This window comes from Nitrospina watsonii, from assembly GCF_946900835.1.
GTDB lineage: Bacteria > Nitrospinota > Nitrospinia > Nitrospinales > Nitrospinaceae > Nitrospina > Nitrospina watsonii.
The window spans coordinates 1,641,756-1,665,768 of sequence record NZ_OX336137.1; the positions used below are offsets into that span (position 1 = coordinate 1,641,756).

The following is a 24,013-nucleotide window of genomic DNA, read 5'->3' on the forward strand; positions in this document are numbered from 1 at the left end:
AATTCAAACCCGAAACGTGTATTCCTTGCTGGCGTCCCGTTCGCAATCGGGCGGGAAACTTTTGCGCTTATCGGCGTAATACTGCTGGCGGTGGTTGCCTGCTGACGCTTTATTGTACGTCACGTACAAAACGCGGCGCGGCAGGTTGGTGAGATTGGGACCCGATCCGTGCGGCGCAAAGGAATCGAAGAAAACCATGTCCCCCGGTTGCAGCGGCAGGGTCTCGAATTCCATGCCTTCCAGCTCGCCTTCCGTCAACGGTTCCCAATCCTTGCCGATCAGCCCCTTGCGATGATGCCCGCGTGCAATCTGCAACGGACCGTTCTCCGGCGTCATGGCATCGATGCACACCAGTGCCGTGATGAAAATATCGGCGTAATTCCACCACCCCGCCTTCTGATCCTGGTGCCACTTGAATCCATCGCCGCCGGGCAGCTTGAAATTGATCTTGTCCTTAAACAGGATCGAGGGCTCGTCGAACAGGCCGTCCACCACGCTTTTCAATTCTTTACTGTCGAACAGTTGCCGAAAACCGTCATGGTAGGCATACAGATTTTCCACCCGCTGCAGGATGCGCTGACCCGGTGTTTTGAGGCTGTCCTCGAAGTACATCATGTGCTTGCCGGGCATTTCCGGCCAGCTTTGCACCTCACTGGTCCAGTCGAGCAATTGCTCGAGGACCGGGTCCGGAAACGGATTGCACAGCAACAGGAACCCATCCCGTTTTAAATCCACAATCTGTTGTGGAGTCAAACCTTTATTCATGGCTTTGAATTCGTGATCAGGAGTCGTTTTTTTCGGTGAGTTCCGGAAGAGCCTTGGTTTTCATGGTCTCTATCTCGCCATTGAGAGACTCGATGGTTTTTTGTTTGCGTCGGATGATCGCCTGCAGGCGCATCCTGGCAAAAAAACCTTCCACCCAGGCCAGCAGGAAACCCAAGCCCAGAGAGGCAAGGATGACGATCAGGAGGGGAACTTTTATATGGACGGAATTGAGCCCGAAATCGTAAAAGCTCACTTCCACCAGATCCAGATTCTTGACCGCAAAAATGGAAATGACCAGCGCCAGCAAAACAAAAATGACTATCTTGAGTGCAGGCATAACAATCGGGGAAGGAAAATAAAATAAAAACGGCTCGGGGCCCGAAGACCCCAAGCCGTGGTCTTCAATCTATTTTACTGCATACCGTCTTCAGCAAACTCGTCCTCTTCTTCCTCTTCCTCTTCTTCAGCAGACTCTTCTTCATCGCCGGCTTCTTCAGGGGACTCGGATTCAAGTTCAATTTGGCCGACGGGAGCTTCGCTTGCCGTTTCCTCGGTCATTGCGGTGGTTTCCTCAGCGGCCTGGCCCGTCTCCATCGATTCCTCCATCGGAGCCGGTGCGGTTTCCGGGACCGGAGCCGTCATCGGTGCCGTCGTCTGACCGGTGGCGTTGCCTTCGAGCTCATTGAGAAGGCTCTGGATGCTGGCCATCACGCGACCGGACTTGTTCTGCACATCCGCCGGAGCGTTGCCGGTGATTCCTTGAATGGAAACCAGAGCGCGTTTCAACTCCGTCACCACCACCTGCCGTTCATAACTGCCGAACCGGCTTTTGAGATCGCTTACATCTTTATTGACCTTGGAGAGTTCCTCGTCCACTTCCTGGCGCAGAGGGCCGAACTTCTGTTCGAGGGTATGCACGGCCGCGTCCACATCGCCCACCTTGTTGCCAAGGTCACGAATGAAAAACAGGATAAAGATGATGGCCAGCGCCGCCATGCCGAATCCCAGGAAGGCAACGGCTTTCAACAGGCTCATTTCTTCTTTTTCGGGATCGACGGAAGCCACGGGCTTTTCAAACCCGTCTTCCTCGTTACCCTCATCTTCTTTATCGCCCTGGGCGTAAAAAGAGCTCGCGTCTTCCTGCGCTTCCTGCTTTATTTTTTCGAGACGGTCCTCGGGGCTCTGCCCACCGGAGGGATTTTCCCGGTTGCTGTCCTGATCATTCGTGGCCATTGATCCTCCAAAATAACGGTCTTTTTGAACTTCCAGTTCAATTCATTATTGTTTCAATTTGGTCACATTCAGCCGGCAGGCCCCACATTTCAGGGTTCACGCATGTCGGATCGACTGCTCGGGACAGTCCTTGCTCACCTGATAAAATGATTGTCGCCTCTAAACATTAACAGATACAATGGTGAGAAATTCAGGTGATTGCCTATGCTTGCTTCGCCGGAACATGAAAGGCTGCTGCATAAAAAAATGAAGCATGATATTACAAGTCTAATTCACTTTTTGTCAAGGAAAATAAAGGCTCTGGCCGCGTGGACAGCACTTGCTATGTGCCTGATTTGCGGGGGGTGGACGGCCTCCTGGGCGGACACGGCGCAGACGCCCCTTTTGACTCTGGAAACGTTACGCACCCTGCCTCCAACCGAGGTGGTGGTGCTCGACACGCGCTCGACCTGGCGTTACCTGCTGGGCCATATTCCCGGAGCCCAGTCCACCGGCGACTGGCAGGATTATTCCGTCACCCGTTCCGGCGTGCGCGGGCTCATCGATCAGGACCGCAACGCGATTGCCCGCAAATTGAAAGCTCTCGGCATCGATAAAAACAAAATCATCGTTCTTTACGGCGACCCCACTGACAAGTGGCGCACCGATGGACGTTTTTTCTGGATGCTGGAGTTTTACGGCTTCCCCCGCACCGTACTGCTGGAAGGCGGACTCGATGCGTGGGAAAGCCAGGGACTGCCCATCGAACGGGGCCCGGCTTCGCCACCGGGCGCATCGGACTTGAAGGCGGAGGACATTCAATTCAACAGCGCGGTGTATGCGGATCAGGAATGGATCCGGCAGCGGCTCAACACGCCGGAGCTGGCCCTGATCGACAATCGCGAGCGCAACGAGTTTGACGGGGCCACCCCCTATGGCTCGTCACGCGGGGGGCACATTCCGGGGGCGATCCATATCGACTGGCGCGAATTTTACGATGCCAACGGACGCCTGAAACCGCGAGATGCCCTGGAGGCGCTGCTCCAAAAATGGAATGTGCGTAAAGATCAGCAGGTGGTGGTGTATTGCACGGGAGGCGTGCGCTCCGGCATGGCGTACTTCGTGTTCCGTTACCTGGGTTACGATGTCCGCAACTACGACGGCTCGTGGTGGGACTGGAGCCGCAACCCAAACCTGCCCGTCGAGTCCTGACGCCTGTCCCAACGAACGCGTTACCCCCTGCCCTTCAACTCAATCGGCTCAGTGTGAACCTTCCGGCATGGAGCCTTCGGGATAACCCATGGGCGGTCCGCTATAAGGATTGCCCATTTGCGGTCCACCGTGCGACGATCCTTCTTCATGGGAATGGTCGGACCCTTCCTGCTGATGTTGGGAGCCACCACCCATCATGGGATTGCGGGCCGGACGCCCCAGTGCTTCCGACGCGTGCACCAGAGCCTCGTTGTAATGCCGCAACGCTTCCTGCGCATGCTTCAAGGCTTCCGGCGTGTGCATCTTCACCTGCTGCGACGCATCGTCCATTTTCAGACTGAATTCGAGATGCTTGATCATTTCCTGCAAATGCAGATGGCCTTCTTCTCCATGTCCCAGGCCGACACTGGCATGCCCTCCCGACTGCGCCCAGACAGGCGTTACGGAGAACATCCCCAAAACAGCCGCTCCCACCACCATCGAGAGCGCTTTATTAACGAGGCGCTTCATACGGACCCCCTGAAGGATTCACTCATAATGGAAAAACACTCGATCCCGCTGTGCTTCGTTTCATTTATCCCTTAAATATCCACCAATCGCCCAACCTTGTCAACGCACAAACCGACCCCGCTTCAGGCAAAAAAAAATCCCCCCGGCCCAGCGGAGGGATGACGAAAACACTTAAAAACGGCAGCCTTCAAACCTGCATGCGCATGACTTCCTGATAGGCTTCGACGATCTTGTTGCGCACCTGCATGGTCATCTGGAATGCGAGATCGGCCTTGCTGACCGCCAGCATCGCGCCGTGGACATTCTGCGATTCGCCGGACACCAGCTTTTCAATCGCCTGGTCGGCCTCCTTCTGCAAGCTGTCCACCTGCTTGATGGATTCGGAAAGCGTGTCCTTGAACGACGGCGCATTGGGATCGATTTTAGGCGACACACCCTTACCGTGAACCTGGCCGAGGCCCGGCCCCAGCACGTTTTTCAGATTGGTTTTGAGGGTGTTGTCATCCATCGTTCAGCTCCAGATTTCCTCTCATCAAGGTATTCCTATCCTGCTGCTTTGTCAATCTTTAACGACCCGTCCCCGCTCCTCAACCCTGCACGTTTTCGCGGATGGCGGTGCGGATGATGGAGCCGCGTTTGCTCATCAACTGCACGGTGGCGGAATACCCGATCTGGGTCTCGGCCAACTTGCTCATCTCTTTGTCAACATTGACATTATTGCCATTCGAGCGGGCAGCGTCGGGTTCCGCATACACCTCGGGTTGCAGGCTGCGCAGGGAATCCATGCCGGAGCCCAGGTGCCCGGACTGCGTTTTTTTCAGGTTCAAGCCGTCTCCGGAACCCATGGCATCCTGCAAGGCACCTTTAAAATCAATGTCTTTTGCCTTATAACCGGGAGTATCCATGTTGCTGATGTTGCTGGACACCAGCAACTGACGCTGCGACTGAAAATCCAGCGACTTACTCATTAATAGCGGTACGGGATCTGAAAACAATAAGCGGTCGATCAACATAAATTCACTCTCCTTTTACCTTACCTCTAGCAAAACGGATGCCACAGGCACACGATTCAATATAAGCCATTATTTTTAAATGATTTATAAGTTTTTCGGAAAAACTCCCACAGGCCGGCACCAAAAATTTGGCGATTTTAAGGGAAAATTTTTCCCTATCGTGTTGGGATTCCTGACGTTTCGGCCGCCCTGTCTTCGGTGTATAATGTGTGTAGAATACTTACTCTCTTATTGGAAAGCCTGTTCATGACCCAAGATTTGAACGCCCTCACTGCCAATCTGAAACGGTTCCAGAAGGAAAACCTGTCGGACATCCTGCACGTCATGGCCGGCGGACTGAAAAATGCTTTCCGCTGCGACTCGGTCCGCATCTACCTCGAAGACCTGTATGAGGGCATGTTGATCTGCCATTACGTCTCCGATGAAAATCATCCGGACCGCCACCGCATCACCAAATACATTTCGCCCAAGGAGTCCATCACCTCCAAGGCATTTTATGAAAATGCGGTGGTGGCGTCGTGGAAGCATCCCGGCGGCGTCGCCAACTTCCGCAACCCGTTCGAGACGCTCTCCGGCATCCAGTCCACGGCCGTGTTCCCCATCACCTACCAGATGCGCCCCATTGGCACCATCAACCTCGACTGGAACAAGGATGGGGAGTTTTTAACGCCCGCACAGATCGAACAGATCAGCGCTTTCATCGCCGACAACAGCGCCGGCATCGAACGCGCCAAGCGGTTCCATCAAAACATTTCCTTTTCCAAATACCTCGACACCGCGCGCAAGAAAGAAGGCGCGTGGATGATGATGCGCTCCGCCGTCAACCTGATCGAAAAACTGAGCCTCGCTTCGGTGCTGGTGCCGGCAACGGAACAGAATTCGAAAACGCGCGGCGCCAAAACGGCCGACCTCGTCGAAATCCTCGCGGTCTATTCCAAGAACATCGAACACGCCGACATCTACAACAAACGCGATCAGATCCACGTACTGGAAGGCCGCCACCTGATCAACCGCATCGTCCGTTACGAAAAAAAACAGGGACTGGTGATGAACGATCCCAACCAGAACTCGATCTATCACGAGAACGTGATGGACGAACAGTTTCCGCGTAAAGAGATCGCCAGCGAGATCAACCTGGTCTCGCTCTACCAGGTGCCGAAGTACGACAAAAAGACGGGCCGCTTCATCTGCGCCATCAACTACTACACCGGCGAGCCTTACGAGTTCACCCCGTTCGAAAAAACCTTGTTGCAGGAACACGCCTCGATGGTGGAGACCATCATCCTCGAAGAAAGCCCGACGCATATCGAAATCCAGGTATTGAGCGAGATTGAGGAATTGTTGTCGGACACGAATACCTCCCTGCCGCGTTTTCTCGACAGCATCCTGGCGAAGACATCGGAATTGATCGGCGCCGACTGCGGCACCATCGCCCTCCTGCAAACGATCGACGGCAAACCGTGGTTGCAGGTGGAAGATGAAGACGGCGGTCTGATCGGGGCCAAGTCGCGCGGCTGGAAAAAAAACAAAATCATGCCGCTGCAAGTCGGCGGCAACGATCTGCCGGACGATGTGAAATCGATGAACGGCTATTGCGCCCACACGGCGCGACCGGTGCTGCTCAACGACGTACGCAATTCGCGCAATACGCAGGGCTTCTACAAAAACCTGTCACCCGCCATCCGCTCGGAGCTGGCAGTGCCCATCATTTATCAGAACCGGGTGCTGGGGGTGTTGAACCAGGACAGCTTCCGCCTCAACTTCTTCACCGATGAACACAAAAAGATTTTGCAGATCATCGCCAGCCTCATCAGCCAGAAGGTCAACCATCTTTTGCAGATCGAAGCCCTGCGCCGGGACATGACCGTATTGAAACGCGAGATCGAATACCGCGATCCCAACGTGTCGTCCTATTACCTGGGCAACGTCATCGGCCGCAGCCGAAAGATCCACACGCTGGTCAAGCAGATCGACGTGGTGGTGGACTCCATCTGCAACCGCATGCTCAACTGGGAACGCTCGCCGCAGACGGAAGCCTTCATGGGCCTACCGTCGTTGCTCATCACGGGCGAGACCGGTGCGGGTAAGGAATTTTTCTTCAACAACATTTATTCGCGGGTAACGGAGACGTTCCGCCAGAAGAAACGTCCCGATTTCGAATTGCCGCTGCGCAAAACCAATATCGCCGCCTACAGTGGCGAGTTGACCTACAGCGAACTGTTCGGGCACAAGAAAGGCGCGTTCACCAGCGCCGACTCCAACCGTCAGGGCATTCTGGAAGAAGCCAACGGCGGCATCGTGTTCCTCGACGAGATCGGCGACATCGATCCCAAAACGCAGGTGCAGTTGTTGCGCTTCCTCGACACCGGCGTGTTCGTGCGCCTCGGCGAAAACCAGCCGTGCTATGCGCGCATCTTCCTCATCGCCGCCACCAACAAAAATCTGCTGAAGGAAATCGAGGCCGGCCGTTTCCGCGAAGACCTCTATCACCGCCTGAACGCGCTGAGTTTTCGAATTCCATCGCTCAACGACCGGAGGGAGGACATCCCCGATCTGGCGACGCATTTTCTGGGGCGGTTGTACACGACGTATAAGGGCGGCGACCAGACAGGCCCGGCCCCTCGGCTGGGAGCGGACGCCATGGAGTATTTGAAACATCGCAGCTACCGCGGCAACGTGCGCGAGTTGAAAAACATTCTGCTGCGGGCGCTCATGTTCAACAAGGGCGGCGTCATCACCCGCGACCACCTGGCGGCGAGCGATCAGGAAAACATGGTGGAGACGGCGGCGTTCGATGCCGCGCCGGTGGGACAGGTGACGAATCTGCTGGAAGAGATCGAGTCCGCGCGCGGCAACTTCTGGACGCACATCTACGAACCGTTCAAGACCAAGCAGATGACGCGCGACACGGTGAAAACGGTGATCGAGACGGCAAAGACGAAGTATCAGACCAACCTGCCGGGGCTGGCGGTGAAGCTGGGCGTGTGCACCGACCACTTCCGCACCGACTCCGAGGAAAGCAAAAAGTTCATGAGCTTCAAAAACTTTTTATACAAGACCGTGAAAATCTCGGAGAATTGAGGAAAAGACTTTTTAACCACCGATGCACACAGATGAACACAGATACCCGGCTGCGCCGAGAGCGGGCACCGGTCTCAGTTACCTTGCAAGCATTCCTCAACCTGGTGCTAAGAAGACCGATCGGTCCCCCCTTGTAAAGGGGGTTAGGGGGATTCTTCCGTTGAAATCCCGAACGCAGTGAGGGATCTCGATGCTCATCAAGTTTCATCATAGTGTCATCCTTCACTTCGTTCAGGACGACGACCCGAAGGAAAAAGCCCCCTAGCCCCCTTCGGAGAAGGGGGAACTTAAATCCCCCTCCCCTTTTCAAGGGGAGGGCTGGGAGGGGTTAGCTTTTCGGGCTATATGGGAATCACTCGGAGGAATCGAAAACGACGAGAAATCTATGAAGAAAAAAGGAATGAAATCGATGCTACCCAAAAACCGTCCTCCGACACATCCAGGAGAGATGTTACTGAAGGAGTTTCTGGAACCGGGAAAGATCACGCAGACAAAATTCGCCCAGCACCTGAGGTGGCCTTTCGCACGTCTGAATGAAATCATCCACGGCAAGCGGGGAGTTTCACCCGAATCCGCGCTTTCACTGGGCGAGGCATTGGGAACAGGACCGGAGTTCTGGTTGAACCTGCAACGCGACTGGGACCTGTGGCACAGCCTGCGCGGCCATGAATCCGTGCCTCTTCTTAAGGTCAAGTCGAAGGGTTAGCTTGCCCCTCAGTAAGGGCAATTGTCAGCCAAACACTAACACTATATATTTTTTCATTTATTTGAAATATTTCCATGAAAACCAAGCAACAATAAGCCCAGCAATAATAGTAAAAAGCCAGCCAAGTAACCCTAATCCGACCTTCTTGAGCCAAATATGCGATGTCCCCTTATTATGCTGAGCTTTAAGTTCTTTCAAATACTCTCGCCCATAGATATTAATTCGAGGCTCTAGGTATTCCATGTCATCTTGACTTGATGCATCAATCGCTTCCAAAAATCCACCTTCATGAAGCTCTCTTATTGTTTCAACAGACACGGTTGAAGTGTCATTATTTATGCGATCTGGTAATTTACCTTCCTCAGCAAGCTCTAAGACTCGAATGATTTCTTTTTCACTCATGCTTTTCCCATGTTTAACATCTACTCATTTAATCTCGTACCCATCTATGGAAAAGGTAAAAATATACTCATTCACAACATCTTCAATTTTTATGGGCAATAAAACCTGGACATTTTTCCCTACCAAACCGCTTGCCTTTTGATCTACTTCTTCTGCTCCCATACCATAACTGGGAAATAAGGGATCTTCGCGCCATCCCCCATATTGGCCACTTACATAATAAATATTGTCAGCTGGAAACACCATGTCTGAAATGGTAGCTCCTCTTACGATAACCGTTGGTGGTTGCGGACTATTTCGATCAACATACTTAACTCCGCTATGGATAACCCTTTTGCTCCGGCCCGATTGATCAACATATACCGCCTCATCCCAATTAATCTTCACTGAATGCGATGTCTTGTTGGTCAATACAAAATCAAATTGAGATGATGTAGGCAACCAAACAATTTTGATAAGACCATCTTCAAAACTGTATTTTGTTTTGCCTTCGTCTTTAAACCGAATGATTTTGGGTTTTCCATATCGTTCTTTAGCATCCGCAGGACGCTCTACCTCCTTCAACCCAATATCATAGGTTGCAAAATGTGTAGGCCCACAAGCAAAGAGAAAACATGTCAAGGCCATTAACAAAAATCCTCTTTTCATAATTCACCCCCCCTATTTGTTGAAATTCACCAGAACCAAAAGTTTCGCTATGTGGAAATTTGACTCTACAGCATAGTAACGAAAATTTCACCCATCACCCCTCCCCCGTCTCCGCCTTATACGCCGCGACGATGGTGTCGCGGAGGTGTTTTTTGAAGGCGGGAGTTTCGGCGATGATGAGGTCTTTGTACTGGCCGTCCTTCCCCACCTGGCTGGGCAGTTGAATGTACATTGCGCCGTTTGATTTTTTGTAAATCTGGATGCCTTTGATGGTCAGCACTCCCTCCAGCGTCACCTCCGCATAGGCTTTTAAATCCTTGTAAGGCTCTCCCGGCTCGAAGGGATAAACGATCGTTTTGGTGATGGTCATGGGATTTTTCCTGTGGCGATTTGATCTTGGCGGGCCGATTTGTTACAATATGTCACCTATTGACGCACCGCATTTCTTCCAAATACCTAAATTACAATTATTTACGGTCTCCGGTGCTATCCGTATTCACGGTTTGACATCGTATTTCACGATTTCGATTTTAAATCATTTTTAATATTTGTCCCAAAAATTTCAAGGAGTTATACATGAGTTCTACTGTAGCCGCCGCGGAAAACTATAAAGTGAAAGACCTGTCCCTTGCGGATTGGGGACGGCAGGAAATCATCATTGCCGAAAAAGAAATGCCGGGTCTCATGGCGCTCCGCGAAAAATACGGTAAAGACAAACCCCTGAAAGGCGCTCGCATTGCAGGGTCGCTGCACATGACCATTCAGACCGCCGTGCTGATCGAAACCCTCGCCGAACTGGGTGCTGAAATCCGCTGGGCGTCCTGCAACATCTTCTCCACGCAGGATCATGCCGCGGCCGCGATCGCCAAATCCGGTATCCCGGTGTTCGCCTGGAAAAGCATGACGGAAGAGGAATACTGGTGGTGCACCGGCCAGACTCTGCTGTTCGACGAAGGTCCCAACATGATTCTCGACGACGGCGGCGACCTGACCGGCTACGTCCACGACAAGCATCCGGAAATGCTGCCGAACATCAAGGGCATCTCCGAAGAGACGACGACGGGCGTGCACAAGCTGTACAAAATGATGAAGAACGGCTCGCTGAAATCGCCGGCCATCAACGTCAACGATTCCGTCACCAAATCCAAGTTCGACAACCTGTACGGTTGCCGCGAATCCCTCGCCGACGGCATCAAGCGCGCCACCGACATCATGGTCGCGGGCAAGGTGGTGGTGATTGCAGGCTACGGCGACGTCGGCAAGGGCTGTGCGCAGTCCATGCGCGCTTACGGCGCTCGCGTGTTGATCACGGAAATCGATCCCATCTGCGCCCTGCAGGCGGCGATGGAAGGCTATGAAGTGACAAGTTTGGAAGACGCCCTGCCGGAAGCCGACATCTACGTCACGACGACGGGTTGTGAGGACATCATCCGCATCGATCACATGGAAAAGATGAAGGACACGGCGATCGTGTGCAACATCGGCCATTTCGATTGTGAGATCCAGGTGGAGCAGTTGAACAACTTCAAGGGCATCAAGAAGGAAGAGATCAAGCCGCAGGTGGACAAGTACACCTTCCCGGACGGGCATTTCATCATTTTGCTGGCGGAAGGCCGGCTGGTGAACCTGGGTTGCGCCACCGGGCATCCTTCGTTCGTCATGTCCGCTTCCTTCACCAATCAGGTGCTGGCGCAGATCGAACTGTACACGAAGAAATACGAGCTCGGCGTGTACACGCTGCCCAAACATCTGGACGAGGAAGTGGCGCGTCTGCATCTCGAAAAGCTGGGCGTCAAACTGACGCGACTGACCGACAAGCAGGCTGACTACCTGGGCATTCCCGTCGGCGGTCCTTACAAGCCGGATCACTACCGGTACTAATACCGGAAGCATCTTAAATAAGAGAAACGGCGTCCCTTTGGGGACGCCGTTTTTTTTGGTTTCAGATTTTGATCCGGGTTTCGTTACGGATTCGGACTCCATCCAATCTATAACTCTCCGCCTCCTAGATATCGTCGGATAAAAATCTATCCTCTTCAAAAAACGCCAGGATGGGGCGGGGGTGATGCGTTTCATTTTTTTCGCAGGCCGCAATCAAACCATCGATGGCCTGGCGCAAATCATTCAACTTCTCAATCCGGTTATCAATGGCCTGCCTTTTGACCCGTGCTTTATTCAGGACCGTGGCAGCCGTCTGCTTTTTATTGACCTGAAGGTTTAAAATTTCAGAAATTTCATCGAGGGAAAAACCAAGCTTCTGGGCGTTCTTGATAAACAAGATGCGTTTCGCGTCTTCCTGGCTGTACAGGCGATAACCGGAACGGGAACGCAGGGGGGGATCGATCAGGTTGCGGGTTTCATAGTAACGCAGGGTTTCCTTGTTCACTCTCACCAACTTTGCCAACTGACTCCGGGTATAAGTGTCCATGAGAAGGCCCTCCACTTAGAATATAGTCCCTGTACTCTGAAACGGGGTCAAACATTTTCCAAGCAGGCCACCCTAAAAAGATGGATTTTAAGTTTTCAAATGGCGTTCCTTTTGAAAAATTGGATCATCCACGGAATGATCTCTTCATACGCGTCTTCCACAATATAATGACCCCCCTCTTCCACTTGATGGATTTCCGCTTCGGGGAAATAGGTTTTCCAGCGTTGCAGGAAATAATCATTAAAGCAAAAATCCTTCATTCCCCATATCAGTTGCACCGGCCGGTCACGAAAAAAACCGAGTTTGGATTCGATGTGCTCCACCACCGGATAACTGGGGACTGCAGGATGCATCGGAATGTCCTGCACAAACCGCAACGTGGCGATGCGGTTTTCGACGCTATTGTAAGGAGCGAGATAGCCCCGTTTCACTTCAGCGGTCATGCGATCACGTTGCCTGCATGCCCAGACCAGGGCCATGCGCGCAAACAAATTAAAATTTAAAATCGCCACCGGACCGATCACCGGTTGGCGGCACAAGTTGATGCTGAAAGGAATGCGGTCCGTCCGAAACGCGGCGGTGTTGAACAGCACCAGCCGTTTGATTTTTTCCGGGTGCCGTACGGCAAGTCCCATGCCAATGGCGCCGCCCCAGTCGTGCATGACGAGAGTGATGTTATCGAGGCTCAACTTCTCGATCAAACGCTCGAGGTTGTCAATATGCTGGCTGAGCGTGTAATTATAATCTTGAGGTTTGTCGGAAAGGCCGCAGCCCATGTGATCCGGCACCACGCAGCGGTACTGGCTGCGCAAACCGCGAACCAGGTTGCGGTAATAAAACGACCAGGTCGGATTGCCGTGCAGCATGAGCAGGGTTTCACCCTGGCCTTCGTCGAGGTAGTGATAGCGGAGTTCATTCAGGTCGAGATAATGCGACTCGAAGGGATAGATGTTTTTGAGCTCGTCGAGGCAGACATCGGTCACCATTCCGCCCCCAGCATGACACAACTCAAGCCGCTGCCGATTCCGAGCAGCCCCACCTTCTGGCCCGGCAGGATGACGCCCTGTTCATCGCCCAGCGCCAGCGTCACCGGCAGGGCAGCGGAACCGGTATTGCCTAGAAACTCCAGCGTGGAGAAATCCTTATCGAGGTTCAGCTGCAATGTTTCATAGAGCAACTTGCGGTGCAGGTGGCCCACCTGATGACAGAACACGCGATCGACATCATCGTTGCCCCAATTCAAATTATGTTTCATCACGTCCCAGGTTTGGCGAGCCAGCTCACACCCTTCCTGCATGAGGGTTTCGGAATCGGTTTCCATCAACGGCGCCGCGTCTCCGCCCATGCCGGAATCCTGATTGCCCTGGCAAAGATGGTTGAACTGCGTAGCCGACTGGTAAGCGCCGCCGATCAAGCGATGCCCGGTGGTGGCCAGGTCTTTGTGCGCCAACAGGACGGCGACCGCGGCGGAACCGATGGTGAAGGAAGCAAACGCGGACTTGATTTTGTTGCGCGTGGGGTTGGGGTCGGCCAACAACGTTTCGATGGTGTGATCGACCAGAGGGCCGCCATTTTCTCCGGAAACGATGAGCCCGGCGCGAATCTGTCCGCACTCGATCATGTTCGCCACCTGGATCATGCCGTTGAGAACACCCAAACAGGCGTTGGACACGTCATAAAAAATGGAATCGGGCCGGAGCTTGAGGCTGTTGTGCACAACGGAGGCCGTGGCAGGCTCCAGAAAATCGCGACTCACCGAGCCGCAGATGAGGCATCCGATTTCGTTGCGGTCCATCGGGGTGCGGGCCAGCGCATCCTCTCCGGCTTTCGAAGCCACCGCGCTGGGAAACACACCCTTGTCCCAGAAGCGGCGCTCGCGGATGCCACTCATCAACTCCAATCGTCCAACGGAAAGTTTGAACCTGTCGTACAAAGGGCCGAGGCGGCGTTCCAGGTCGTCCGACTTGACGATGTTTTCGGGGAGGTGATGGCCTATCGCTTCGATGCAAACGTTTTCAAATCGCATAATGCCTTCCTCATGCGGAGCCGATGATTTGCATCTCGTAATACTTCTGGTACTGCGGGCACTGTTCCAGCAACTGCTCGTGGTTGCCCTGCCCCACCATTTTTCCATGTTCCATCACGATGATGCGATCGGCATGCTTGATGGTGGAAAACCGGTGTGCGATGACAAAGGTGGTGCGGTGTTCCATGAGATTGTTCAGGGCATCCTGCACCAGTTTTTCAGATTCGGAATCGAGCGCCGAGGTGGCTTCGTCCAGAACCAGAATCGGAGCGTTGCGGACAATGGCGCGGGCAATGGCAATGCGCTGCCGTTGTCCTCCGGACAGTTTCAGCCCGCGTTCACCGATCACCGTGTCATAGCCATCGTCCAATGCCTGCACATACGTGTCCACGTGGGCGGCCTTGGCGGCGCGCACGATATCGTCCTTCGTCGCATCGGGATTGCCGTAGCCGATGTTCGCCCAGATGGTGTCGTTGAACAAAAACGTTTCCTGCGTCACCAGCGCCAGGTTGCGTCGCAGAGACTGTGAACTGATGTCATTGATGTTCACGCCATCAATGAGAATTTCTCCCTGCGTTACGTTGAAAAATTTGAACAGCAGGTCCACCAGTGTGGTCTTGCCCGCGCCGCTCATGCCAACGATGGCGAGCACCTCCGATTTTTTCACCGTCAGGTTGATATCGCTCAGCACCATCGTATCGCGGGTCGGGTACTTGAAGCCCACATTGCGGTATTCGATGCGGTCCTGAAATTCCGTCAAATCCAACGTGCCGTCGTTTGCTTTTTCTTCTTCCGTATCGAGGACGGAAAACACGCGCTCGGCGGCCGCCACCGCTTTCTGCGAATCGGTATAAGTTTTGAAAAGAATGCGCATGGGATCGTACATCATGAACATGCCGAGCACGAAAGCGAAAAAGGCTCCCTGGGTGATCTCCCCTTCCAGCACTTCAAATCCTCCCAGCCACAACACCACCGAGCCACCGAGCACCGCCAGCACTTCCATCATCGGGGATGTGAACTCGGTATAACGGACGTCCTTCTTCATGATTTTGAGGAACTCATCGTTGTGCCGTTCCAGTTTTTTATCTTCCTGCTCTTCCAGTCCGAACGCACGCACGACCTTGATGCCGGAAATGGATTCCAGCATGGTGGAGTTGATGTCCGCCAGCAGTTCCTGCCCACGCCGTCCCAGTTTCCTCAACTTGCGGGCGACCATGCCGGTCGGGACCAAAGCCACCGGGATCACAAAAATGGCGATGAGGGCCCAATCCCATTTCAGCCAAAACACCCAGAACAGCAGGCCGATGAACATCACCACACTCTGAATGGTGTCCTTGATGTACTTGGTGAGCGACAACAGCATGGCGTTGACGTCGTTGACGAGGCGCGACATCAATTGACCCGTAGTGTCTTTTTCAAAAAAACCGTAAGGCAGTTTGTGAATGTGCTGAAACATTTCCAGACGAATCTTCGCCACCAGTTCCCAGCCGATCTGAAAAATGATGACGCTCTGTATATAGCGCAGAACTCCCTTGGTCAGGTAAAGCGCAATGACGATCAAGGGCAACATCTTCAGCATGAAGTAATCTTTTTCGACAAAAATCTTGTCGAAGGTCTGCTGAACCAACGGGACGGGAGACGTGGAGAGGGCTCCAACCAGGACAGACGTCAGCAACGTCAGGATCACTTTCCCTTTATAGGGAAGAAGATAATGGACCAGTCGCTGGTAGATGGTTGCCTTTTTCATGTTGTCAGGATGCGGAGGAGGCTGTGTGTTGTCAAGACGGGGTCATAAAAAAGCCCCTGGCCGTTGACGGTTATCAACGGACAGGGGCTTGATCTGCACATTTTTAACGATTGCACGCCGTGCAACGCCTTTCGAAATAAAGCTGAGGGCTTCAGTCCTTATTTCTTTTGCGGCAGAAAATCATCCAAGGTCGCCCCACTGTTGATCATCTCAGTCATGACCTTGATGGATTCTTCAATTCCCTTTTGACAGGTATCGAGATCGATCTCCATCAAATTGAAATGGTTGGCATAGTCCAGAACCCGCTCACGGGTGTTTTCCCGCATGAAGCCCTGGGGCACCTGCTCAATCCGGGCAATGGCATCTTCCGTCCACAGGAACCGGGTCGGATCGACCGGGCCTTTGGAGAAGTTTTTGCCGGGGAACAGAGCGGGATCGCCATAAGCTTGAAGGTGACCCTTATCGCCGTTCCCGTTGCCGGTTTCTTTACCATTGCCACCGTTGCCTGGCGTTTCCGCAACTGCGACTTCTTTGCGACCATCGGCTTTTTCGTTGAGGATTTTCTCAGCAAACGCCTTGGTGATGGTATCGACTTTCTGGATGCGTGCGTTCTTTTCGATGCGCGCATGCGCCCGGCGGCGAACGTGACCCTGCGGGAACGTCTCAACCAGATCCTGCGCTTCCTTGGTCCACGTCACTTCGGTGGAGTCGAACGTCGTCACCGTGGTGGACTCGCTCTGCTCCGCCTCACCTGCCTGGAAGCCGGACATATCTACCGGAACCAGCGCGGCACCTTCGGCGCCACACACGCCGCACTTGACGGTGCCCATACCCAGGTAGGTGGAGCAACTGGAGCATTTCAGGGTCTTCGGCTTATTGGCCTCTTCAGCTTCCACCTTGGCCACTTCCTCGGCATATTTCTTTTCGAGTTCATGCTGCCGGTCATCGATCATGCCTTCCAGCGGATCCTCACCCTTTGCCATCTTGTCGCGCATCTGGTCGCCAATATTGTACATGGCCTGCATGGCTCCGGCGGGCAAGATGCTTTCACACGCTTCGGTGATGACGCTGGAGGTGATCATGCTGTGACCGCGCTCCAGGGAATAGCGCAGAATGGCGGCGGTCGCCATGGGGCGAACGAATCCCGGAATTTTCTTGAGACGTTCCTTGGCTTCCGCGGTCCACTCAATGCTCTCTTCCGCCTGCATATCAACCGGCGGCTTGTACACGCGGCTGGAAAGCAGGACGTTACAGGGAACGAGGCGAAGCAGGTTTTCGGTGTTGCCACCGATGTCCATGTCTTCCGAGCTGTGCACGCCGATGCGGCCCAGGATGAGAACCCAGGGGTTTTCTTCGCGGGCGTACTGGAGAACTTTTTCGAACACCTTGCCGTCGAGCAGACGCGCCGTGCACTCCAGCCCTTCGTCTTCGACGATCTTGCGGGACACCTCAAGGTGCGACTGATAAATCTTGGCCAGTCCCTTGTCGATGATGTCCTCGTGCAGTTTTTCCTGCTGTTCGAACTTGAACACCTTGGCGGCGTCTTTCGACAGAACACCGGTGAGGCTGTTGAACATGGCGTAATGGAAATACGGGTCGAAGGTGGAAATGACTTCCAGCGGACGACCGGTCTGCTTGGCCATGTCAATGGCGGTCTTCAAACCGCCGAAGGAATGACCGCTGCCATCCACCGCGACGACGATCTTGCCACTCGAGGGCTTTTCACTGTGGATCGCGGGTACATTCTTGACGATCAGCGTGTCGGTGTTGATGCGCCGGATCACGCGCTCCGTGACGGTGCCGATCTGGCTGTCCTTGATGGCTCCCAGTCCCAGAGCACCCATGATGACCAGATCGTAATTCGACTCTTTAATGTCACGAACCAGCTCAATCCAGTTGCGGCCTTCCAACGACTTCCCGATGAACGGGATGTTGCGCGCCTTGCTCTTGAATTTGGGAACGTCCAGATAAGAGTCCGTGATGACTTCCATGCCCTTGGTGATCAACTGGTCATGGATGGCGCGCTGTTTCTCCAACTCCTGCTCATCCTGATACTCTTCAGGCAAGCCGCTCTCCATCTGCCGAAAACGGACATCGTGCATCTTGGCAGCGTAAACGTGGCTGGAGATGATCGTGGCATCGGTTCCCTTGGCGAATTCCAACGCCAGGTCAACACACTCGTTCGAATAGTCGGAATTATCGACCGGAACGTAGATATTTTTAAACATGGGGTTCTGTTCTCCCTAAAATTACCTATGTATATGTATGGCAAATACTTCTAACGGAATCTATATATAAGGACTTAATTTGATTTGGTTTAGAGTCCCAACCTATGCGAGTCAATACTCCATGGCGCGGAAGTGAAATCAGTCGGAATTCTAACAAAATTTCGGGGACTGTCAACTGAAAACCCCAATGTTTTTAAAAGCTCTGGCCGCATTCGCCCCGCCTAGGAAAGAAGTCTATATCCACTCCTTTTTAGGTTGCCCGGCAGTGCCACAACACCGGTTCGATCTTAAAGGCCAGGCACTCACTATAAGCCATAAAACCGGGGGGAAGCCCTTTTTATTCAAAATTTCTTCCTGCAAAGAAAAGTTCTTATGGTATATAATCGGGAAAAATCGACCTGAGCGTGGTGCGATCCAGAGCCATCCAGGGTTTTTACACCGGTGGGGGGCCGGTGATCCCACGCACTCTTCCAACTCAATGGGAACCGCCTTAATCCACTATTTTACAATTACTTGTATCCACTTCGGGCACCCTCTCCGCCGGGGCAAGGATACAGGAGGAAAATTCGATGTTGTTTTCCACAAAACAGGATTTGATCGACCATCTCAAAGGCGCGGCCTCTTGCAATAATAGTGACGTCCACCTTGAAAATGAAGATGCCTTACGGGACAAGGCTTTGGACCGCCTTGTCCACAACGCCGTCCTCAATCCGACCGCAGAAATCCGGGGCCGATCCCGATTTGCCATCAAGAGCCTGGCCGCACAGCAGGGGATCGTCCCCGCCTCCATCCAGGACCTGTATGAGGCCCGCGGCCAGGGTAAAAACAAAGGTTACACGGTTCCCGCCATCAATATCCGGGGCATGACCTACGAGACCTGCCGGGCCATTTTCCGTACCGCTCAGGCCTGCCGGGCCGGCGCGTTCATCTTTGAGATCGCCAAATCTGAAATCGGCTACACCCATCAGCGCCCGCACGAATACGCAGCCGTGGTGCTGGCAGCGGCGATCAAGGAAAAATACCGGGGCCCGGTTTTCATCCAGGGCGACCACTTTCAGGTCAATGCCCAGAAATTCCATGAAAATCGCGACAAGGAGATCGAAGGCCTCAAGGACCTCATCCGGGACGCCCTGCTGGCCGGGTTCTACAACATCGACATCGACACCTCCACTTTGGTGACGCTGGAACCGGAAGATGTGAAAGAGCAGCAGCGGCTCAACTTTGAGGTGGGTGTGGAACTGACCCAATTCATCCGCGAGCTGGAACCGGAAGGCGTGACGGTCTCCGTCGGCGGCGAGATCGGCGAGGTCGGCAAAGAGAACAGCAACGAGAAGGAACTGCGCGCCTACATGGACAACTTCAACGAAAGACTGGCCGCAGTCAATCCGCAATACAAGACCATCAGCAAAATCTCCATCCAGACGGGAACCGAACACGGCGGCGTGCCGCTGGCGGACGGGTCGGTGGCCGATGTGCAGCTCGATTTCGAAACACTGGAGAAACTGTCGCAAATCTCACGCGAGCAGTACCACCTGGCCGGGGCGGTGCAGCACGGCGCCTCCACCCTGCCCGCGGAAATGTTCCATAAATTTCCGGAGCTGGAAACCGCGGAGATCCATCTGGCCACCAACTTCCAGAACATGATCTACGACAGCACCCATTTCCCGCAGACCCTCAAGCAGGAAATCTACGACTACCTGCGCAAACAGTTTGCCGATGAGAAAAAAGCCAACTGGACAGACGAACAGTTCATCTACAAGACCCGCAAAAAAGGGTTCGGCAACCCGTTCAAGGAACGGTTCTGGAACCTGCCGGACGACATCAAAGCAAAGATCGGCAAAGAGCTTGAGGACAAGTTCCATTTTCTGTTCGAACAACTCAAAGCCAACGACACCCGGCAATACGTGGACGCCACGGTGCAGTCCGTCACCGTCGCCCCCGATCTTCAGAACGAACTGGAACACGCCTGAAACAAAAAAAATCCCCTTCCGGTCCGCGTCGTGCACCGGGAGGGGATTTTTGCATTCTGCCGAACGAACGGCTTCACCTTAGAATCCTAGCACTCTCTCCATCTATTGCGGAATCACACCGACGGGGGTGGCGCGACGGTTTTTGATCTGGTCGATGGTGGTCAACACATCGTCCGGCACCGCATCGTCGTTCGCATTGGACCGCACCAGAATGATCGAACGCGCCACCTGCGGACTCTGGAACAGTTTTTTCGCCGCCGCAACCACGTCATCCTTGCTCAGCTTGCGGACCGCTTCCACCAGTTGTTCCTTAAATTGAAAGTTTCCGTCTTCTTCTGTCGCGTAGTAGTAAAGGTCACTCGCCACCGCACCGATGCTGTCGCCCTGCTTCTCCAGGGAAACGATCAGGCTCCGGCGGTGACGCTCAAACTCTTCATCGGAAAGCGCACTCAGGAGGCCATCTGTTTTATCCATCCAGGCCTCGACCCGTTTCTGCAATTCGAACGGACTGTAATTGGACGACTGGATGATCATCTTGAAGAACAGGCGTTCCTCCATACGGTTCTCAAAACTCCATACGATGTAACCCAACTGCTGGTTGGTTCGCATCTGCGTGTAGAAATCGCTCTCGACGATGGACGCGATCAACGACAGCTTGGCCTGCCGTTCCATGGAACGTTCACCCACCTGCAACGTGTAATACAGGGCATTGTTATTGTCCTGCACCTGCTGGGAGAAACGCACTTTTTCGCCGGGACGCAACACCGCCACTTCCTCTTTGTAACGTTCGTTTTCGGCAAGCGGCAGGCTGGATAATTCACCAAGCAGAATGTTGACGCTGCTTTTCACCTCTGCGACCGTCCAGTTGCCGTGCACCAGGCCGGTGGCATACACGCGCTCATACAATCGTTGGGAGTATTGGCGGACGTCTTCCAAAGTGATCGGCTCCAGCGCCGCCAGCAGTTCCTCTTCCGTGTATTGCTTGACCTGCCACAACTGACGGTGAAAATACGAAGCCCGCATGTAGGCCTGACCCAATTGACGATTGCGGATGTCCCGCAGAACCGCTTCCTTGATGTTTCCGAATTTCTGCTTGCTGATCTTGATGGTCTTCATGTTTTTCGCGACCAGCTTCAACAGATCATTGATGCGTTCCGTATAACCACCCACCGACAGCGTCATGCCCTGCTTTTCGATGTCGATGCTGTACACCAGTCCAGCAAGGCTGATCGGATACGTGAGCTCATTCAACCCTTCATGAATGGCCAGGTTGTACAACTTCGAGAGCGCCAGGTTGTCCACCGTGTCGTACACGTGCGGCGTTTCAATCCGGTAACGGATGTACACCTTGGGTTGTTTGAACTTGTGATCGAACTTGAACCAGATTTTGGCGTATTGGTCATCCCGGATGAGACTCGGGTCTTCCTCGACCATCTCCAGTTTGTACGGCACGAAATCGTTTTTCTCAGGATACGTCATGCCCTCAGGTTCCGGCGGATGGGTCAGCTTGTCGTAAGCCGATCCCCCCACCTGGGTCAGGGAGTATTCCGTCCCGAAAAATTTTTCGACCTGGTCCGTTTCCACATTCTGGCCGTTGAGCACAACCAGCATGTTTTCGGGCGTCAAGGTATTCAGCACGGCGCGGTAGGCGTCCGGGTCGTATTTTTTAAAGAGGTAGGGCAACTCCTCCACCTCGTCCAGTTTGTAGATCTGCATCATGGCAGCCTTGCCCGCCATGAAGCCCATGCCTTCCTGCGGACTTTTCCATTCAAAATCGATTTCCGCCATCGCCTGCGTTTCTTCAAACGTGTACTTTTCAAATCCGGTTTTCTTTAGCATCTCGATATAGGAAAAAACCAGTTCCAGAACGCGTTCGTACTTGTCCATGCCTTTGGGAGTCAGATTGATGGTGATGCCGAAACTCGACAGGTTTGGGTGACTGTACCCGCCCCCCGCTGAAAGCCCCAGCGCCAGACCCTCTTTTTTCAGTTTGGACAACAGCGATCCCTGGCCTTCATGACCGATCACCGTCGCCACGATCGATGCCGGTTTGCTTTCCTTATAATCCGCCAGGCGGATCGTCGGAAAATCCAGGCTGAGCGACCGCACATCCTTGATGGTCTTGATTTTCAGCAACCGGTATTTGCCGGAAAGAGGCTGGCGGTAATCGGACGGCACTTCCGGCAGATTCACCGAATGGTCCGAAATGTTCGAAAAGTACTTCTGCACAATCCGCTCCAGTTCCAGCAGCGTGAGTTTGGATAAAACGGAGAGCCGCATGATGCGTGCGGAATAGTACTTGTCATGAAACTCGAGTAAGGCCGGTCGGTTGTCTCCGGCAAGGGTGTCGGCGTTGCCGATGCCGAAATTCCGGATCGGGTGGCCTTCTTTGGAAACCTGGTTGGTCAGGTGGCTGGCGCGCCATCCATCCTGCAATTTGTTCTTCTCAAATTCGTTGTTGACCGCCTGCACCTCCCGCTCCGCGTAGGTTTTATCAAACAACGGGGCGCGGAAAAAATCCGAAAAGCGGTCCATGGCCTCAGGAAAGGCATCGTGGCTGGATTGAAAGAAGTAGTTGGTGATGTTGTCACCGGTGTAGGCGTTGCTGGAGCCGGAGTGAGCGGTCAGAAAATCCTTGAAAGATCCCACCTCCGGGTACTTTTCCGTCCCCAGAAACAGCATGTGCTCCAGGTAGTGCGCCATTCCCATCTTCTCTTGCGGATCATAGAGGTGTCCCACTCCGACAGACAGGGCAGCGGCGCTGCGATCCACATCCGGGTCGCTCATCAGCAACACTTCCAGATTGTTTCCCAGCACGAGGGTTTTCGTTTTGCGATTGTCCATTCCGGCAAAGGCCGAAACGTTCAGAAGAACGATGAGAAGTACAATCAAAATTCCTGAAAGGATTTTGATACGATGCATAGCCACAAAACACCTCCGGAGAACCCGTTTGAGGAAAGGTCCGTGAAATAAACAGACGGAAAGAGTTAAAACGTCCAACGCATTAATCTTAGCAAACCACAATAGGGGGATGGGATTAAATCTTTTTAATCTACGGCAGAGAAGCGGACGGCTCCCAACCCATCAGAGCAACCCCCAGCACCACCAGACCCCCAGCCAGAATCCGCTGCGACCCGAACGATTCCTTGAGCTGGAGCACGCCCCACAAAACGACCATCAGGACACTGGTCTGGCGCACCGCCACCACCTGGCTCACCTCCTCGAACTGGAGCACCACGCAGATCAATCCGTAGGAACCGATGGTCGCCACCGCCGCCACCAGTCCCCGTCCCCATTCCTGCCGCCACACCGCCCCTATTTCCTGCGCCGGGTGTTTTGCGAACAGGTACAGGTTGCACAGCGTGAACCCGATCAACGCTTCCAGGAAAAAAAACGCGAATCCATTTTCCACTGCCTGGTCGGGGCGAGCTTCGATGAATAAATCCATGCCCTGCTTGTCCACCAGGCTGTATCCCACCACCAGGCCCAGCGTGATGAATGCCCAGCGCATGTCCTTGTGCAGGATGGCGTCCCATAGATTGCGGAACCCACGGATCAAGTGACCGTCGAAATGCAAAATATACACGGCGACCAGAATGAGCACGATGGCGCTCATCGATGAAATACTGAGGTGTTCCGCCAGAAAAAACCACGCGAACACCGGCACGAATACCGGAGCCGAGCGGGCAATGGGATACACATACGAGATGTCCTGCGTCTGGTAGGCTTTCGACAGGCTCAAAATATAAACGCCGTGCAACACGCCCGACACCACAATCCACACCCACACCCCTTCCGGCACCGCGCTGGACCCGGAGGTGGCGAGGTAGCCCAGCGCGATCACAATGATGACCATGCCTTTGAAGCCGGAAAGGAAATTGGAATTGCGGCTGGTCTGCGTCAACACATTCCACAGCGCATGAAACAGGCAGGAAAGCAGGATCAACGTAATACTAATGGCGGACAACGAAAGCTCCCGGAAAACAGCGGTTGTGAAACCCGCTGGAATAAATTCGCAATCTAAGCGGTAAAACGAAAAGCACTAATGATACAATATGCCGGTTT

General features: G+C 53.7%; 21 protein-coding genes. 5 read left to right on the forward strand and 16 right to left on the reverse strand.

The window, feature by feature from the left end; translation table 11 throughout:
- Positions 1-3: 3 nt before the first annotated feature.
- The 3 genes from QML71_RS07605 to QML71_RS07615 all read right to left on the reverse strand — a co-directional run bounded on the left by QML71_RS07605 (position 4) and on the right by QML71_RS07615 (position 1,998).
- The gene (locus QML71_RS07605; RefSeq protein WP_282011322.1) at positions 4-765 is read right to left on the reverse strand and encodes a phytanoyl-CoA dioxygenase family protein; all 762 of its coding nucleotides are present in this window, start codon (positions 763-765) and stop codon (positions 4-6) included.
- A gap of 16 nt (positions 766-781) precedes the next feature.
- Positions 782-1,102 carry a LapA family protein gene (locus QML71_RS07610; RefSeq protein WP_282011323.1) on the reverse strand — a complete coding sequence of 107 codons (321 nt, stop codon included), beginning with the start codon at positions 1,100-1,102 and terminating at the stop codon, positions 782-784.
- A gap of 74 nt (positions 1,103-1,176) precedes the next feature.
- Positions 1,177-1,998: a hypothetical protein gene (locus QML71_RS07615; protein ID WP_282011324.1), complete on the reverse strand. Its 822-nt coding sequence runs from the start codon at positions 1,996-1,998 to the stop codon at positions 1,177-1,179.
- A gap of 324 nt (positions 1,999-2,322) precedes the next feature.
- Between QML71_RS07615 and QML71_RS07620 the strand changes: the two genes are divergently transcribed.
- Entirely contained in the window at positions 2,323-3,189 is an 867-nt protein-coding gene (locus QML71_RS07620; protein ID WP_282011325.1) for a sulfurtransferase, read from the forward strand.
- Between the two features lie 48 nt (positions 3,190-3,237).
- On the opposite strand, the gene QML71_RS07625 is transcribed toward QML71_RS07620, so the two are convergent.
- The 3 genes from QML71_RS07625 to flgB form a co-directional block, all read right to left on the reverse strand.
- Positions 3,238-3,699: a hypothetical protein gene (locus QML71_RS07625; RefSeq protein WP_282011326.1), complete on the reverse strand. Its 462-nt coding sequence runs from the start codon at positions 3,697-3,699 to the stop codon at positions 3,238-3,240.
- A gap of 187 nt (positions 3,700-3,886) precedes the next feature.
- Positions 3,887-4,207 carry a flagellar hook-basal body complex protein FliE gene (gene fliE, locus QML71_RS07630; RefSeq protein WP_282011327.1) on the reverse strand — a complete coding sequence of 107 codons (321 nt, stop codon included), beginning with the start codon at positions 4,205-4,207 and terminating at the stop codon, positions 3,887-3,889.
- Positions 4,208-4,286: 79 nt separating this feature from the next.
- Entirely contained in the window at positions 4,287-4,712 is a 426-nt protein-coding gene (flgB, locus tag QML71_RS07635) for a flagellar basal body rod protein FlgB (protein ID WP_282011328.1), read from the reverse strand.
- Positions 4,713-4,958: 246 nt separating this feature from the next.
- On the opposite strand from flgB, the gene QML71_RS07640 reads away from it, so the two are divergent.
- Positions 4,959-7,793: a sigma 54-interacting transcriptional regulator gene (locus QML71_RS07640; protein ID WP_282011329.1), complete on the forward strand. Its 2,835-nt coding sequence runs from the start codon at positions 4,959-4,961 to the stop codon at positions 7,791-7,793.
- Between the two features lie 409 nt (positions 7,794-8,202).
- Positions 8,203-8,499 (forward strand): HigA family addiction module antitoxin, encoded by a 297-nt coding sequence (locus tag QML71_RS07645; RefSeq protein WP_282011330.1) that lies wholly within the window; start codon positions 8,203-8,205, stop codon positions 8,497-8,499.
- 57 nt (positions 8,500-8,556) lie between these two features.
- Here QML71_RS07645 and QML71_RS07650 read toward each other — a convergent pair whose 3' ends face one another.
- The 3 genes from QML71_RS07650 to QML71_RS07660 all read right to left on the reverse strand — a co-directional run bounded on the left by QML71_RS07650 (position 8,557) and on the right by QML71_RS07660 (position 9,919).
- Complete coding sequence (locus QML71_RS07650) at positions 8,557-8,901, reverse strand: hypothetical protein (protein WP_282011331.1); 345 nt, start codon at positions 8,899-8,901, stop codon at positions 8,557-8,559.
- A 24-nt stretch (positions 8,902-8,925) separates the two neighbouring features.
- Positions 8,926-9,549 (reverse strand): hypothetical protein, encoded by a 624-nt coding sequence (locus QML71_RS07655; RefSeq protein WP_282011332.1) that lies wholly within the window; start codon positions 9,547-9,549, stop codon positions 8,926-8,928.
- Between the two features lie 94 nt (positions 9,550-9,643).
- On the reverse strand, positions 9,644-9,919 hold the full coding sequence (locus QML71_RS07660) for a septation protein SpoVG family protein (protein WP_282011333.1): 276 nt from the start codon (positions 9,917-9,919) through the stop codon (positions 9,644-9,646).
- A gap of 206 nt (positions 9,920-10,125) precedes the next feature.
- On the opposite strand from QML71_RS07660, the gene ahcY reads away from it, so the two are divergent.
- The gene (gene ahcY, locus QML71_RS07665; RefSeq protein WP_282011334.1) at positions 10,126-11,430 is read left to right on the forward strand and encodes an adenosylhomocysteinase; all 1,305 of its coding nucleotides are present in this window, start codon (positions 10,126-10,128) and stop codon (positions 11,428-11,430) included.
- Positions 11,431-11,554: 124 nt separating this feature from the next.
- On the opposite strand, the gene QML71_RS07670 is transcribed toward ahcY, so the two are convergent.
- The 5 genes from QML71_RS07670 to QML71_RS07690 form a co-directional block, all read right to left on the reverse strand.
- Positions 11,555-11,977 (reverse strand): MerR family transcriptional regulator, encoded by a 423-nt coding sequence (locus QML71_RS07670; RefSeq protein WP_282011335.1) that lies wholly within the window; start codon positions 11,975-11,977, stop codon positions 11,555-11,557.
- A gap of 95 nt (positions 11,978-12,072) precedes the next feature.
- Positions 12,073-12,963 carry an alpha/beta fold hydrolase gene (locus QML71_RS07675; RefSeq protein WP_282011336.1) on the reverse strand — a complete coding sequence of 297 codons (891 nt, stop codon included), beginning with the start codon at positions 12,961-12,963 and terminating at the stop codon, positions 12,073-12,075.
- On the reverse strand, positions 12,957-14,003 hold the full coding sequence (locus QML71_RS07680) for a 3-oxoacyl-ACP synthase III (RefSeq protein ID WP_282011337.1): 1,047 nt from the start codon (positions 14,001-14,003) through the stop codon (positions 12,957-12,959). The genes QML71_RS07675 and QML71_RS07680 overlap by 7 nt, the downstream gene beginning before the upstream one ends.
- Before the next feature lie 10 nt (positions 14,004-14,013).
- The gene (locus QML71_RS07685) at positions 14,014-15,750 is read right to left on the reverse strand and encodes an ABC transporter ATP-binding protein (RefSeq protein WP_282011338.1); all 1,737 of its coding nucleotides are present in this window, start codon (positions 15,748-15,750) and stop codon (positions 14,014-14,016) included.
- A 158-nt stretch (positions 15,751-15,908) separates the two neighbouring features.
- Positions 15,909-17,978, reverse strand: coding sequence for a universal stress protein (locus tag QML71_RS07690; protein ID WP_282011339.1), 2,070 nt, complete (start codon positions 17,976-17,978; stop codon positions 15,909-15,911).
- A gap of 569 nt (positions 17,979-18,547) precedes the next feature.
- On the opposite strand from QML71_RS07690, the gene QML71_RS07695 reads away from it, so the two are divergent.
- Positions 18,548-19,948: a class II fructose-bisphosphate aldolase gene (locus tag QML71_RS07695; RefSeq protein WP_282011340.1), complete on the forward strand. Its 1,401-nt coding sequence runs from the start codon at positions 18,548-18,550 to the stop codon at positions 19,946-19,948.
- Between the two features lie 102 nt (positions 19,949-20,050).
- Here QML71_RS07695 and QML71_RS07700 read toward each other — a convergent pair whose 3' ends face one another.
- Positions 20,051-22,840 (reverse strand): insulinase family protein, encoded by a 2,790-nt coding sequence (locus QML71_RS07700; protein WP_282011341.1) that lies wholly within the window; start codon positions 22,838-22,840, stop codon positions 20,051-20,053.
- Positions 22,841-23,000: 160 nt separating this feature from the next.
- The gene (locus tag QML71_RS07705) at positions 23,001-23,915 is read right to left on the reverse strand and encodes an EamA family transporter (protein ID WP_282011342.1); all 915 of its coding nucleotides are present in this window, start codon (positions 23,913-23,915) and stop codon (positions 23,001-23,003) included.
- Positions 23,916-24,013: the final 98 nt, after the last annotated feature.

What these genes read in the sequence shown, in the direction of transcription:
- QML71_RS07605 (WP_282011322.1), bottom strand. Translation starts at nt 765, where the DNA reads ATGAATAAAGGTTTGACTCCACAACAGATTGTGGATTTAAAACGGGAT.
- QML71_RS07610 (WP_282011323.1), bottom strand. Translation starts at nt 1,102, where the DNA reads ATGCCTGCACTCAAGATAGTCATTTTTGTTTTGCTGGCGCTGGTCATT.
- QML71_RS07615 (WP_282011324.1), bottom strand. Translation starts at nt 1,998, where the DNA reads ATGGCCACGAATGATCAGGACAGCAACCGGGAAAATCCCTCCGGTGGG.
- QML71_RS07620 (WP_282011325.1), top strand. Translation starts at nt 2,323, where the DNA reads ATGTGCCTGATTTGCGGGGGGTGGACGGCCTCCTGGGCGGACACGGCG.
- QML71_RS07625 (WP_282011326.1), bottom strand. Translation starts at nt 3,699, where the DNA reads ATGAAGCGCCTCGTTAATAAAGCGCTCTCGATGGTGGTGGGAGCGGCT.
- fliE (WP_282011327.1), bottom strand. Translation starts at nt 4,207, where the DNA reads ATGGATGACAACACCCTCAAAACCAATCTGAAAAACGTGCTGGGGCCG.
- flgB (WP_282011328.1), bottom strand. Translation starts at nt 4,712, where the DNA reads ATGTTGATCGACCGCTTATTGTTTTCAGATCCCGTACCGCTATTAATG.
- QML71_RS07640 (WP_282011329.1), top strand. Translation starts at nt 4,959, where the DNA reads ATGACCCAAGATTTGAACGCCCTCACTGCCAATCTGAAACGGTTCCAG.
- QML71_RS07645 (WP_282011330.1), top strand. Translation starts at nt 8,203, where the DNA reads ATGCTACCCAAAAACCGTCCTCCGACACATCCAGGAGAGATGTTACTG.
- QML71_RS07650 (WP_282011331.1), bottom strand. Translation starts at nt 8,901, where the DNA reads ATGAGTGAAAAAGAAATCATTCGAGTCTTAGAGCTTGCTGAGGAAGGT.
- QML71_RS07655 (WP_282011332.1), bottom strand. Translation starts at nt 9,549, where the DNA reads ATGAAAAGAGGATTTTTGTTAATGGCCTTGACATGTTTTCTCTTTGCT.
- QML71_RS07660 (WP_282011333.1), bottom strand. Translation starts at nt 9,919, where the DNA reads ATGACCATCACCAAAACGATCGTTTATCCCTTCGAGCCGGGAGAGCCT.
- ahcY (WP_282011334.1), top strand. Translation starts at nt 10,126, where the DNA reads ATGAGTTCTACTGTAGCCGCCGCGGAAAACTATAAAGTGAAAGACCTG.
- QML71_RS07670 (WP_282011335.1), bottom strand. Translation starts at nt 11,977, where the DNA reads ATGGACACTTATACCCGGAGTCAGTTGGCAAAGTTGGTGAGAGTGAAC.
- QML71_RS07675 (WP_282011336.1), bottom strand. Translation starts at nt 12,963, where the DNA reads ATGGTGACCGATGTCTGCCTCGACGAGCTCAAAAACATCTATCCCTTC.
- QML71_RS07680 (WP_282011337.1), bottom strand. Translation starts at nt 14,003, where the DNA reads ATGCGATTTGAAAACGTTTGCATCGAAGCGATAGGCCATCACCTCCCC.
- QML71_RS07685 (WP_282011338.1), bottom strand. Translation starts at nt 15,750, where the DNA reads ATGAAAAAGGCAACCATCTACCAGCGACTGGTCCATTATCTTCTTCCC.
- QML71_RS07690 (WP_282011339.1), bottom strand. Translation starts at nt 17,978, where the DNA reads ATGTTTAAAAATATCTACGTTCCGGTCGATAATTCCGACTATTCGAAC.
- QML71_RS07695 (WP_282011340.1), top strand. Translation starts at nt 18,548, where the DNA reads ATGTTGTTTTCCACAAAACAGGATTTGATCGACCATCTCAAAGGCGCG.